The sequence below is a fragment of the Gramella sp. MT6 genome, from assembly GCF_019357415.1.
In the GTDB taxonomy this organism is placed as follows: Bacteria; Bacteroidota; Bacteroidia; order Flavobacteriales; family Flavobacteriaceae; genus Christiangramia.
Map to the genome: position 1 here is coordinate 2,283,458 of NZ_CP048410.1, position 12,277 is coordinate 2,295,734.

At 39.1% G+C, this 12,277-nt stretch carries 13 protein-coding genes; 4 read left to right on the top strand and 9 right to left on the bottom strand.

Features of this window, described 5'->3' with window-relative positions:
- Position 1: 1 nt before the first annotated feature.
- The 9 genes from G3I01_RS10325 to G3I01_RS10365 all read right to left on the bottom strand — a co-directional run bounded on the left by G3I01_RS10325 (position 2) and on the right by G3I01_RS10365 (position 8,431).
- Positions 2-643 carry an outer membrane lipoprotein carrier protein LolA gene (locus tag G3I01_RS10325; protein WP_219547558.1) on the bottom strand — a complete coding sequence of 214 codons (642 nt, stop codon included), beginning with the start codon at positions 641-643 and terminating at the stop codon, positions 2-4.
- A 9-nt stretch (positions 644-652) separates the two neighbouring features.
- Positions 653-3,025: a DNA translocase FtsK gene (locus tag G3I01_RS10330; protein ID WP_219547560.1), complete on the bottom strand. Its 2,373-nt coding sequence runs from the start codon at positions 3,023-3,025 to the stop codon at positions 653-655.
- Between the two features lie 145 nt (positions 3,026-3,170).
- The gene (locus G3I01_RS10335) at positions 3,171-3,533 is read right to left on the bottom strand and encodes a diacylglycerol kinase family protein (RefSeq protein ID WP_219547562.1); all 363 of its coding nucleotides are present in this window, start codon (positions 3,531-3,533) and stop codon (positions 3,171-3,173) included.
- Positions 3,533-4,033: a thiol peroxidase gene (gene tpx / locus G3I01_RS10340; RefSeq protein ID WP_219547564.1), complete on the bottom strand. Its 501-nt coding sequence runs from the start codon at positions 4,031-4,033 to the stop codon at positions 3,533-3,535. Before tpx ends, G3I01_RS10335 begins: the two co-directional genes overlap by 1 nt.
- A 124-nt stretch (positions 4,034-4,157) precedes the next feature.
- Positions 4,158-4,406: a hypothetical protein gene (locus G3I01_RS10345; RefSeq protein ID WP_108172754.1), complete on the bottom strand. Its 249-nt coding sequence runs from the start codon at positions 4,404-4,406 to the stop codon at positions 4,158-4,160.
- Positions 4,387-4,701 (bottom strand): thioredoxin family protein, encoded by a 315-nt coding sequence (locus G3I01_RS10350; RefSeq protein WP_219547566.1) that lies wholly within the window; start codon positions 4,699-4,701, stop codon positions 4,387-4,389. The genes G3I01_RS10345 and G3I01_RS10350 overlap by 20 nt, the downstream gene beginning before the upstream one ends.
- Positions 4,702-4,742: 41 nt before the next feature.
- Positions 4,743-5,381 (bottom strand): peroxiredoxin, encoded by a 639-nt coding sequence (locus G3I01_RS10355; RefSeq protein WP_219547568.1) that lies wholly within the window; start codon positions 5,379-5,381, stop codon positions 4,743-4,745.
- A 204-nt stretch (positions 5,382-5,585) separates the two neighbouring features.
- Positions 5,586-7,058 carry a Na+/H+ antiporter NhaC gene (gene nhaC / locus G3I01_RS10360; protein WP_219547569.1) on the bottom strand — a complete coding sequence of 491 codons (1,473 nt, stop codon included), beginning with the start codon at positions 7,056-7,058 and terminating at the stop codon, positions 5,586-5,588.
- Positions 7,059-7,216: 158 nt separating this feature from the next.
- Positions 7,217-8,431, bottom strand: a complete 1,215-nt coding sequence (locus G3I01_RS10365; RefSeq protein WP_219547570.1) for an aminotransferase class I/II-fold pyridoxal phosphate-dependent enzyme — start codon at positions 8,429-8,431, stop codon at positions 7,217-7,219.
- Between the two features lie 158 nt (positions 8,432-8,589).
- Here G3I01_RS10365 and G3I01_RS10370 point away from each other — a divergent pair, with 158 nt between their 5' ends.
- From G3I01_RS10370 to G3I01_RS10385, 4 genes are all read left to right on the top strand, one after another.
- Entirely contained in the window at positions 8,590-9,048 is a 459-nt protein-coding gene (locus tag G3I01_RS10370) for an Lrp/AsnC family transcriptional regulator (RefSeq protein ID WP_219547571.1), read from the top strand.
- Positions 9,049-9,504: 456 nt separating this feature from the next.
- A complete protein-coding gene (locus G3I01_RS10375) occupies positions 9,505-10,815 on the top strand; it encodes an aspartate aminotransferase family protein (RefSeq protein WP_219547572.1) in 1,311 nt (436 codons plus the stop codon).
- Between the two features lie 106 nt (positions 10,816-10,921).
- A complete protein-coding gene (locus G3I01_RS10380) occupies positions 10,922-11,857 on the top strand; it encodes a carbon-nitrogen hydrolase family protein (protein WP_219547573.1) in 936 nt (311 codons plus the stop codon).
- Positions 11,858-11,868: 11 nt separating this feature from the next.
- Complete coding sequence (locus G3I01_RS10385) at positions 11,869-12,273, top strand: VOC family protein (RefSeq protein ID WP_219547574.1); 405 nt, start codon at positions 11,869-11,871, stop codon at positions 12,271-12,273.
- Positions 12,274-12,277 lie beyond the last annotated feature (4 nt).

Here is a 12,277-nt window from a genome sequence, read left to right on the forward strand (position 1 = left end):
TTTAGTCTAATCTGTTGATGTAATAATCACTGTATCGTGATTCGTTAAAGGTAAACAGATTTTGCGCCAGTGGCTGATCTGTCTTGAAGCTTTTTACCGTAATGGTAACTTTTGTACCATTTTCCTGCGTCTGGATCAAATTATAAATATGCTTCGTCTGGCTATCTATTCCCAGTAGGATATTCTTGATCTCTGCATTGCTGTCTTTTGGAGTAAGCTTTACGTACTGGATCTCGCGGCCTTTTACATTCTGAGTGATATCCATTTTATAATTATATCCATCTTCATAAAAGCTGAACATTTTTGAAGGTGTAATGCTGTTACTATCTTCTTCTACATAATTTGAAATATTGATCTCTTCATCTTCAGGAATTATTGTATAGATCTTTTTTCCGTCGAACATCTGGGTAGTTCCCATAAGGTTCAAAACATATTTTTCGCCTTTAATACTTACATCGCCTCTTGTTTCCTGGCTTACATTCTCTGCTTTGTTCTCCAGAGCATACTTAAATTCGATGACCATATTGTCATAGTTCTTCACTTTAGAAGACACTTCGTTAAGTAATTTTTCTGCTTTCGGAGAATTCTGTGCCTGAGCATTAAAAGTGAGAATTGCTGCCAGGATAAATACTAATTTTTTCATTTTGATTTTTTAATTGTCTGGTTCATTTAATAGCTGATCTAATGCTGCGAGATCTGTAATTAAAACCTGTCTTGCCTTGCTTCCTTCAAATGGACCAACGATGCCAGCGGCTTCCAGTTGATCAATAATTCTTCCTGCACGGTTGTAACCTAATTTTAATTTTCTCTGAAGCAATGAAGCCGAGCCTTGCTGGGCTGTAACGATCACTTCTGCAGCTTCGCGGAATAGCTTGTCCCGCTCGCTCACATCTATATCAACTCCTGTGCCACTTTCCTCACTTTCATAGGCTGGTAGCTGGTGAGCATCAGGATAAGCTTTCTGCGAACCAATGAATTCTGTTATTTTATCAACTTCTGGTGTATCTACAAAAGCACACTGCAATCTTTTAAGCTCATTACCCTGGGTAAACAGCATATCCCCGCGACCTATTAATTGATCTGCTCCCTGATTATCCAGAATAGTTCTGGAATCGATCTTGGAAGTTACCCTGAATGCTACCCTGGCCGGGAAGTTTGCTTTAATGATACCGGTAATCACGTTTACCGAAGGTCTTTGTGTGGCAATGATGAGGTGAATTCCAATCGCACGTGCCAGCTGGGCCAGGCGCGCTATAGGAGTTTCAACTTCTTTCCCTGCAGTCATGATAAGGTCTGCAAACTCATCTACTACCAGAACGATATAGGGCAGAAACTTATGTCCGTCATTTGGATTAAGTTTTCTTGCCTTGAACTTGGTATTATATTCCTTGATGTTACGGCACATAGCATTTTTCAGCAACTCATAACGATCATCCATCTCAATACAAAGCGAGTTCAACGTGTTGATCACTTTATTATTATCGGTTATGATCGCATCTTCTGTATCGGGAAGTTTCGCCAGGTAATGGCGTTCGATCTTATTGAATAAAGTAAGTTCAACCTTTTTCGGGTCTACCAGTACAAATTTAACTTCTGCCGGATGTTTGGAGTAGAGCAGGGAAGTAAGGATCGCATTTAATCCTACAGATTTACCCTGTCCTGTAGCACCTGCCATTAACATGTGCGGCATTTTAGCAAGGTCAACAACGAAAGTCTCGTTAGAAATCGTTTTTCCGAGGGCCAGTGGTAATTCCATTTCGGCATTCTGGAATTTAGCCGAAGCAATTACAGAACGCATGGAAACAATACTGGCATTTTTATTTGGAACCTCGATACCAATAGTTCCTCTACCCGGAATTGGGGCGATGATCCTAATGCCCAATGCCGATAGGGAAAGCGCGATATCGTCTTCCAGGTTTTTGATCTTGGATATCCTTATCCCGGCTTCTGGAACAATTTCATATAAGGTAACCGTAGGTCCTACCGTCGCTTTGATCTGCGCGATCTCAATTTTATAATTCTTAAGAGTATCAACGATACGGTTCTTGTTTTCTTCCAGTTCCTGCTGGTCTATAGTAATAGAACCTCCGTAATCTTTAAGAAGTTCTATAGTGGGAAATTTGTAATTCTTCAGTTCCAGTGTTGGGTCAAATTCTCCAAAATCCTTTACCAGTTTATTACTTAGATTATCTTCTTCTTCCTCTTCAGGCGCAGCTTCCACTTCCATGGCGACTTCATCCTCGGGAGGTGTACTTACTTCCATCTTAGGTGAAGGTTCAGGTGTTTTCTTTGGCTCAGGTTTTTCTTCAGGAAGATCCAGACTAGGCGCTTTCTCTTCTTCCGGTTTAGGTTTTACCACAGTTTCTTTCCAGTCTTTTTCCTCATCTGTTTCAGAAATTGTGGATTTATGTTCCTGCATAGCATCCTGTAATTCCTTCTTACCAGACTTAAAATATCCTCCCACCATTTCTGGTGTAACTTTCAGGCGTATCGCCAGGTAAGCTATAAATAGAAATAACATTAGGAGTGCAGTACCGAAAAAGCCAAGATAATCCTGGATAAAATCATTAGTTTCAAATCCTATTCGTCCGCCTAGCAGTGCATTCTTTTCAGCAAAAAAGCCGAAAAACACAGAAACCCAGATCATGACCAAAACACCCCAGAACCAGAACTTTCTAAGATTTGCACTATTAAATCCGAAGAAAAGATAGATACCGCTCAACAGGATCAAAAAAGCGATAGAGAACGAGGCGAGTCCAAATCCCTTATATATAAAAAAATCACTTATGGTAGCGCCAAACTTACTAAGCCAGTTCTTAGCCTCGATCTCGCGGTTGGCAAATTCGTTCAGAACACTTTGATCTGCCTGCCAGTTAAAAAGAAACGAAATAAATGCGACGATGAGTGCCAGGCCAAAAAGCATGAGGAAACTACCTAAAACCACTTTTTGCTGTCTGTTCAGCTTAAGTGAAAAATTACGGGTTTTGTTGGCGGTTTTCTTGGTCTTAGCTTTCTTTTTAGCCATATGTAGGTTGAACGGTTTCGGCAAAAATACAAATTAGCCTTTGCCAAATTAAAGAAAAAAATCCTCAATTTTAAAAGTTATGTATTTTCCGGGTTAGACAGTACCCTCTGAAACTTTTAAATAAAGATTTTATTATAAACCGATCCTAAAAAATATAGGGGAAATAAATAAAACAGGCGATGATCACAGCTATAAGAGCGGCGATGAAAACAGCCCCTGCGGCGACATCCTTAATATGACCAATCTTATTATGAAAATCTGGGTGTACAAAATCTGCCATCGCTTCCAGTGCTGTATTAAGACCTTCAGCGGACATCACCATACCTATAGCAATGAACTGAAAAATCCATTCATTCCTGGTGATATCAAAATAGAGTCCAGCTATACATACCAGAATAGAAATTACAAATTGAACCTGGATACTTGGTTCATGCTTAAGCAAGAGCCAGGCACCTTTAATTGCGTATCCTCCTCCTCTGATCCTTTTACCGAGGAAACTGTTCTTCATTATAATAATGTTTTCAGGGCGGCAAGATAATCTGGTTCGTCTTCGATTTTTGGTACTTGCTGTGAATGGATCACGTGGCCATTTTCATCCAGAACGAGAACTGCCCTGGAAAGTAGCCCTTCGAATGCACCATCTATCATTTCAACTCCGTAGTCCTTACCAAAATTTCTATCCCGAAAATCTGAAAGGTTAACCACCTTATCCAGTCCTTCATCGCTTACAAATCTCTGCTGAGCGAAAGGAAGATCCCGGGAGATACATAAAACTACAGTATTTTTCAATTCTGAAGCTTTCTGGTTGAAATTACGAACAGAGGTCGCGCAAACATTAGTGTCTATACTTGGAAAAATGTTCATGATTACCCTTTTACCCTTAAAATCTTCAAGGGTGCCTATAGTTAAATCTGCTTTAACCAGTTCAAAGTGAGGTGCTTTTTCATCTAACGCCGGTAGGTTGCCATAGGTCGTTACAAGTTCTTCTCCAAGTTTAATCTTTGCCATGCTATTTTTTTATTATGATTATAAATTTATAAGATTGTCTTTCGGGAATTACTAAAATTATCATAAAACAACAAGGGCTGTTTCCCAATGAAAACAGCCCTTGTGAATTGATTTGTGAGAAAATCTACTTGTCTATAGAACCAAGGACTTTCTTCACAAAGTTATTTGCAGCATCCCTCTCAGGAACACCATCTTCTATCATTTTATGAACTTCTACAGCTCCGCAAAGATTGGTAAGTAACTCACCTATAACATCCATTTCCTCTTCAGAAACCGAACGATGCTCGGTGAAATTTTCAAGAACTTCAATCGTGTTCTCTAGCTTTTCAACCTCATTGTTCTTCTGCAGATGTCTAATTACTGGTAACTTCATCGACTAAGTTCTTTAACTGGTCAAACTTATTTGTTTGAACCTGATTTTTAAAACTTCCATTCTTGAAGGTAGCGAAGGTTGGAAGATTGTCAACTTTCGCAAGTTTTCTTGATTCCGGAAACTTTTCGGCATCAACAAATACGAATTGTGCATCTTCATTTTCTGAAGCCAACTTCTTGAATTTAGGCTTCATTAATCGGCAGTTACCACACCATCCGGCCATATACTGGACCACCACAGTGTCATTGCTGCTAATTAACTCGCTTAAGTTATCCTGATCTAATTCCTTAATCATAGCAATTTTTTTAGATTCTTAATTTAAGCTTCTTCTTTTTCTTAGTTCAAGCTAAGGTAAGAAGCTACTCCTTCGCGGTCTGCGTTCATTGCTTCTTTACCTTCTTCCCAGTTTGCAGGACAAACTTCTCCTTTTTCCTGTACGTGCGTGTAAGCATCGATCAATCTCAAGAATTCATTTACATTTCTTCCAAGTGGCATATGGTTAATACCTTCATGGAATACAGTTCCTTCTTCATCGATAAGGTAAGTAGCTCTATAAGTTACGTTATCACCTTCCAGAGTTACCGCTCCTGTTTCTTCATCGTAGGTTTCGCTCATGATATCAAGGATATCAAGTCTAGAACTTAGGTTGCGGTTAGAATCTGCAAGGATCGGGTATTTAACACCTTCAATACCACCGTTATCTTTCGGAGTATTTAACCAGGCGAAATGTACCTCTGGAGTATCGCAAGATGCTCCAATCACCATAACATTTCTCTTTTCAAATTCTTCCATAGCATTTTGAAAAGCATGTAGTTCTGTAGGGCAAACAAAGGTGAAATCTTTTGGGTACCAGAAAAGCAATACTTTTTTATTGTTCTTCTGAGCTTCTTCCAAAACATTTAATTTGAAAGTATCTCCCATTTCGTTCATAGCATCTACGCTAAGATTTGGAAATTTTTTTCCTACTAAAGCCATATAATTTTATTGTTTTTAAATTAAACTTTCTTCTTTTTCTACGACGCAAATTTAGGAACTAAGAGCGTTATAAAAAGTCTGAAAAATTTTTAAATTTTATTGTTTGATAGGGTTTGTCTATGGGTTTGTATAATCGCAATAGCCTTCCTCTATAATTATCAAATTGTCAGGAAATTAACCTTAGAATAGCGGATATTACAAGAATTATTTTTCGGAGAGCATTTTAATTTTTATTCCTATCGCCGCGAATAATAATGTCATAAACGGACTCAGGTAATTAAAAAAAGCATAACCGGCATAGGACAGTACCGGAACTCCTAAAACTCCGCTATGATAGGCGCCACATGTATTCCATGGAACCAACACTGAAGTTACCGTTCCTGAATCTTCAAGACTACGGCTAAGGTTTTCTGGTGCCAGGCCTTTATCTCTATATGCCTTGGCAAACATTTTACCGGGTACTACAATTGCCAAATACTGGTCTGATGCAGTTACATTCAATGCTAAACAGCTAAATACCGTACTGGCAAATAAACCGAAGGTGGTGTGGAACATATTAAGTAATGCTTTGCTGATTTTGGCAAGTGCGCCAATCGCCTCCATGATCCCTCCAAATACCATTGCACATATGATAAGCCATATCGTGCCCAGCATTCCAGCCATTCCACTGGATGCGAAAAGATCGTTCAGTGCCTCAGAATCTGTTTCTACCGCTGTATCAACAGTTATGGCATTCATAATCCCTTTATAACCACTTATAAAATTCAGGTTTTCCATTCCACTAATTGCCAGTACCACATCAGGTTGGGCGATAAGAGCGGCTACGGCACCTAATAAAGTTCCGATCAAAAGGGCAATAAGTGGCGATGTTTTCCTTACTATAAGTACGATCACTATAATGGGAACCAGGAATAACCATGGACTAATATTGAAAGCTGCATCAATAGAGTTCAATATAGAAGTAGTATCTGTAGAACCGCTTGTATCAAGGTTCAAACCTATTATGATAAAGGCAATTAGTGTAATAGTTATAGTTGGTACCGTGGTTAGGGCCATATATCTAATGTGAGTGAACAGGTCTGTTCCAGCCATTGCAGGAGCAAGATTAGTTGTATCACTTAACGGCGACATTTTATCTCCAAAATAAGCTCCGGAAAGAATAGCTCCAGCTGTCATACCTAAGGAGATCCCTAAGGCATCGGCGATCCCGATAAGTGCAATACCAACGGTAGCTGAAGTTGTCCAGCTACTTCCGGTGGCCAATGAGATCACAGAGCAAATGATAACACAGGCCGCGAGAAAGATCGTTGGATTTAATATTTGTAATCCATAATAGATCATAGTTGGGATAATACCACTAATAAGCCAGGTACCGGCAAGTGCTCCCACCATTAATAAAATTAGAATAGCACCGGCAGTACTCTGAATGTTCTTAGCGACCTCATCTATCATATAGTCGAATTCAACTTTGTTGAAATATCCTACGATAGCAGCAACACCACCTCCAAGAAGCAGGATGAATTGATTGGAACCACTTAGGGCATCATCTCCAAAAACAAAAACGTTAAAGGCGAGCATGGCAATAAGTGCGAATACTGGAATTAATGCTTCCCAGATATTCAACTCTTTATTCTCAATTATTGCTTCATTTTCTGGCTTCTCGGTAGAGTTTTCCATTCAGTTCCTGTGGTTTATATGTGGCAAAAATAAAGCCTCACGATATACCTGAATATCATCAGATATATCGTGAGGCTTAAAATTTTAAAACCGGTCGTTAATATAGATCATTTTTTCTGATCGTAATTTTACGACTTTCGGCTTAATCCTGCAAAATTTTAGACCATTTCAGTATCTAAGACCCCAACTTTAATCATACATTCTTTCATCATTTCATAAGTTCTTGCAATATCGTTATCCAAACCAATAGAAAAACGGATCAAACCATCACTTAATCCCATTTGCTTTTGCTCTTCAATTGGAATTTCTGAAGAAGTAGAAGTTCCGGGAGCACTGAAAAGGGTTTTATAGAATCCTAGACTTACAGCCAAATAGCCTAGATTTTTTTCCTGCATCAATTCCATAAGTTCATTGGCTTTATCTAATGAACCAACATCTATGGTAAGCATTCCACCAAAACCATAGCTTTCATTCATCATTTTCTTAAAAGTGTCGTGTCCCGGGTGAGATTCCAGACCAGGGTATACTGTTGCAAATCCGTCTTCCTGGAATTTATTGGCCAGAAACATCGCATTATGGCTATGCTGTTTCATTCGGATATGCAGCGTTCTAAGGTTTTTTAGAATAGAAGCAGCTCTCAGGCTATCCATAGTTGGGCCCAGTAGCATTGCCGCGCCATCATTCACGTTACGCAGGTCATTTATGAAGTCCTTTGTTCCGCAAATAACCCCTCCAACCGTATCGCTACTGCCATTTATGAATTTGGTAAGACTATGAATTACCACATCTGCTCCTAATTTTGCCGGGCTTATGGAAAGTGGTGAAAAGGTGTTGTCTACCACCAGTTTAAGCTTGTGCACTTTAGTGATGTTTGATAAAGCTTCCAGATCTGCTATCTCTAACAAAGGATTACTTACAGATTCACAATACACGAGTTTTGTATTTTTTTGTACCGCATCATTAACCAAAAGCGGTTCGGTGATGTCTACAAAAGTTGTTTCTATGCCGAACTTAGGGGCGAAATTCTTAAGAAAAGCATAGGTGCCCCCATAAACGGTTCTGCTACAAACAATATGATCTCCGGCATTGCATAGCTGCATTAAAACTGCAGTGATAGCGCCCATTCCGGAAGCTGTGACATTTGCAGCTTCAGTTCCTTCCATCGCTGCAAGAGCTTCGCCCAGGTAAAGATTGGAAGGGGAGGAGTGTCTTGAATATAAATAACAACCTTCAGCATTGCCTTCAAATGTATCGAACATGGTTTTAGCTGAAAGGAAGGTATAAGTTGATGAATCGGAAATTGAAGGATTCACTCCTCCAAATTCTCCAAAGTATTGTAGATCCTGAATGCGGTCTGCCGGTTTATATTTCATGACGAGTAATTTTTATACTATCAAAACTCATTAGAATGAGTACTAAAAACAATGATTATCATCATATTTAGAAAATAAATCTGCATATGACCTGTATTTCAGTTTTAAAATCTATTTTTAAATGAAAATTAATCGGTATTCTGAATATTTTTAAGAATATGAAAATTGATGAGTTAGATAAAAGGATCTTGCGGCATCTTCAACAGGATAGCAAGAAAACCAATAAGGAGATCGCCAATGATCTTAGCCTTTCAGTAACTGCTGTTTATGAAAGAATCAGAAAATTGGAAAGGGAAGGGGTAATTTCAAAATATGTTGCATTACTGGATCCCGAGAAAGTGGAAAAAGGTTTTATGGTGCTATGCCAGATCAAACTCATTCAGCATAAAAAGGACTTCCTTACTAAATTCGAAAAGGAAATTACCAGCTTGCCTGAGGTCATAGAATGCCTTCACGTAAGCGGCGATTACGATTATATTCTTAAAGTTCTAGTTAAGGACATGGATGCTTACCGAGAATTTATGGTTACCAAGCTCACCAGTCTGGATCATATTGGAAGTACAAAAAGTATTTTTACCATCAATAAAGTGAAGCAAAGTACAGTGATTAGTTTGTAGGAATTAAGCTGGAAAACTATTTCAAAATTTCAGAATACTAAAAATCATAGAAGAGTTTAGGAGATTTCTGTATTAAGTAAAGAAAATCACCTAACTATTTTCATTTCTAATTTCTCAGGTCAAAACCTTCACTTAATTTCTATATAGTCCTAACCGTAATTTTTATCTAATTTCTGGATTAAGAGATAGCATTTGATTCTCTTTCCATTGATCCTATACCGGTTATCAGAGTATCTTAAAAATTAAAAATATTCTCCTTTTTAATCAGACTCATACCTCTGTAAAACTATTTATTCCGGGATTAATAGGAAATTCAACGGATAAGACGATAAAAAGCTGTATATTAAGAAAGTAATGACAATTACCTTTAAAGGACGCATAATTTCATGGTATGCGACGCCCCTCCCTTCCAATTCCATAAAATAACATTTAAAGCATTAATAATTTGTTTTTCGTATGATCGAACAGAAAAGCCAGTCAGAAGAACTACTGGAAAGAAGAAAGAATATAGTAGCCAACGGAGTTGGAGTTTTTAATACAGCCACAGTAAAAGAAGCAAAAGGAGCAATAATCACAGATTTAGATGGCCGGGAACTTATAGATTTCGCCGGAGGTATTGGAGTAGTAAATGCAGGTCATTGTCCTGAGCCGGTGGTTGAGGCCATTCGTGAACAGGCAGGGAAATACTTGCACACCAGTTTTAACGTGGTGACCTATGAACCCTATATTAAACTTTGTGAGGAGCTGGCAGAGATACTGCCGCATGGTGAGAAAACTAAAGCTATGCTTATCAGTACAGGGGCTGAAGCGGTAGAAAATGCGATTAAGATTGCCAGGCAGGCGACTAAAAGACCGGCCGTTCTGTGTTATACAGAAGCTTATCATGGCCGAACCTTAATGGCAATGAGTCTTACCAGTAAAGTGAATTACAAATTTTCCTCGGGACCTTTTGCGCCTGAAGTTTACCGTATCCCTTTTCCTAATTTTTATAAATACAGTGGAACACAGGATATGGATGATTTTGTGGAAACAGAGCTAAACCGACTCAGGGAAAGTGCACACAGTATGGTAGACATAAATAGTGTGGCTGCAATTATCATTGAGCCTATTCAGGGAGAGGGAGGTTTTAATCCTGTACCTCAGAAATACCTGGAAGGTTTGCGTTCTTTTTGTGATGAACATGGCGTGCTGTTGATTATGGATGAGATCCAGAGTGGTTTTTGCCGAACCGGGCATTGGGCCAGCTGGCAACATTATAATGTACAGCCAGATATAAGTACCTACGCTAAGTCTCTTGGTTCTGGTTTACCCATAGCAGCAGTTCTTGGTAAGGCAGAAATTATGGATGCGGCTGGCCCGGGTACTATTGGCGGAACCTATATTGGAAGTCCCGTTTGTTGCGCAGCAGCCCTTGCCACGATTCAGTATATGAAAGATCTGAATCTTAACGAAAAAGCGATTCAAATTGGAAAAATAGTCACTGATAGAATGAAGAAACTTCAGAAGGAGTTCTCAGATATAGGTGATGTGAGAGGCGTTGGAGCAATGATAGGAATTGAATTCGTGAAGGATAACGACCCTGGAAAACCTAACGGCGAACTTTGCGATAAAATAGTGAAAGGTTGTGCCGCCGAAGGTTTAGTGTTATTAAGTGCCGGAACCTTTAAAAATGTAATTAGGATACTTTCTCCCCTTGTAATTTCAGACGAGCACCTGCATCAAGGTCTCGATATTCTGGAAGATCAGATCAGAAAAAATATAGGATAGTTACACTGGAATGAGTCAGTTCTGAAAAAGATTGACGAAAAATTCTGTGTACAGAAAGCTCATTCAGTTTAAACCCATTAACCATTTAAAATAATAATTATAAGTAATGAATCCATTCGCAATTGCAGGAATACAAATGAAAGTTTCAGCGGTCGCTCCCAATGTGGAGATGATGAAGCTGAAACTTGATATTACCATGAGCCTTTATCCATGGGTAGATATGGTGGTATTTAGTGAGCTATGCGGGTATGGTCCACTAACCCATACCGCGCAGGAAATACCTGGAGAATTTGAACAAGAGATGTGCAAAATGGCCAAAAAGCATAATGTCTGGCTGCTTCCGGGTTCTATTTTTGAAAAATCTGAAGGTAAGATCTACAACACAGCCACGGTAATAAATCCCGATGGGGAAGTGGTAACGCGCTACAGAAAAATGTTTCCTTTTTATCCCTATGAAGTAGGGGTGACTCCGGGATCAGAATTTTGTGTATTTGACGTGCCAGGAGTTGCAAAATTTGGTTTGTCTATCTGCTACGATATGTGGTTTCCTGAAACCGTGCGTACCCTAACAGTTATGGGAGCAGAGGTAATTCTGCATCCAACCATGACGGGGACCATAGACAGAGAAATTGAATTATCTATAGTCAGGGCCATGGCAGCGGTTAATCAATGCTACTTTTTTGACGTAAACGGATTGGAATCGGGTGGAAGTGGTAGATCTATAGTTTGCGGGCCAGATGGCCGGGTGATTTACCAGGCAGAAGGAAATGAAGAGATCTTTCCACTGGAATTGAATATAGACAGAGTAAGAAGAAGCAGGGAGCTTGGAATACTTAGACTGGGGCAGCCCCTAAAAAGTTTCAGGGATCATATAGGTCAGTTTGGCATCTATCAGCATGGTGCGCAATTACCTTACCTCAATTCACTTGGGCCACTTATAAAACCAACCAAACTCGATACACTGTCGAAATTAAAAATGCAGGAAAATGAATATGAACCTCCTGTGAATCCTACGGGTTATAAGGGCTTTAACGAACTATAATATAGAAAACCATGGGCGGAACAACATCAAAGAGAAAAAAGAAAGAAACCAATAAAGGCATTATAAGCTGGTTTGAGATCCCGGCTATCAATTTTCAGCAATCGGTTGATTTCTACAATGAGATCTTCGGAATTGAGATGGAAAAGAACTTTGATGATAATTATGCCATGGCTTTTTTTCCAGTTGATAACGGAATAGGAGGTGCCATCGTAAAAGGTCCGGGCTCTACGCCAAGTGACACAGGGCCATTGTTATATCTAAATGCAGGGAAAGATCTAAATACTATCCTTGAAAGAGTGGAACCTGCTGGAGGAAGGATCGTAATGACGAAAACCCTCATTAATAAAGAGTCTGGTCATTTCGCCATTTTCATTGATTCTGAAGGAAACAAACTGGCTCTACATTCAAACAAATAAAATT

Excerpts from the sequence above, each read along its gene's own strand:
- G3I01_RS10325 (WP_219547558.1), bottom strand. The coding sequence starts at position 643 with ATGAAAAAATTAGTATTTATCCTGGCAGCAATTCTCACTTTTAATGCT.
- G3I01_RS10330 (WP_219547560.1), bottom strand. The coding sequence starts at position 3,025 with ATGGCTAAAAAGAAAGCTAAGACCAAGAAAACCGCCAACAAAACCCGT.
- G3I01_RS10335 (WP_219547562.1), bottom strand. The coding sequence starts at position 3,533 with ATGAAGAACAGTTTCCTCGGTAAAAGGATCAGAGGAGGAGGATACGCA.
- tpx (WP_219547564.1), bottom strand. The coding sequence starts at position 4,033 with ATGGCAAAGATTAAACTTGGAGAAGAACTTGTAACGACCTATGGCAAC.
- G3I01_RS10345 (WP_108172754.1), bottom strand. The coding sequence starts at position 4,406 with ATGAAGTTACCAGTAATTAGACATCTGCAGAAGAACAATGAGGTTGAA.
- G3I01_RS10350 (WP_219547566.1), bottom strand. The coding sequence starts at position 4,701 with ATGATTAAGGAATTAGATCAGGATAACTTAAGCGAGTTAATTAGCAGC.
- G3I01_RS10355 (WP_219547568.1), bottom strand. The coding sequence starts at position 5,381 with ATGGCTTTAGTAGGAAAAAAATTTCCAAATCTTAGCGTAGATGCTATG.
- nhaC (WP_219547569.1), bottom strand. The coding sequence starts at position 7,058 with ATGGAAAACTCTACCGAGAAGCCAGAAAATGAAGCAATAATTGAGAAT.
- G3I01_RS10365 (WP_219547570.1), bottom strand. The coding sequence starts at position 8,431 with ATGAAATATAAACCGGCAGACCGCATTCAGGATCTACAATACTTTGGA.
- G3I01_RS10370 (WP_219547571.1), top strand. The coding sequence starts at position 8,590 with ATGAAAATTGATGAGTTAGATAAAAGGATCTTGCGGCATCTTCAACAG.
- G3I01_RS10375 (WP_219547572.1), top strand. The coding sequence starts at position 9,505 with ATGATCGAACAGAAAAGCCAGTCAGAAGAACTACTGGAAAGAAGAAAG.
- G3I01_RS10380 (WP_219547573.1), top strand. The coding sequence starts at position 10,922 with ATGAATCCATTCGCAATTGCAGGAATACAAATGAAAGTTTCAGCGGTC.
- G3I01_RS10385 (WP_219547574.1), top strand. The coding sequence starts at position 11,869 with ATGGGCGGAACAACATCAAAGAGAAAAAAGAAAGAAACCAATAAAGGC.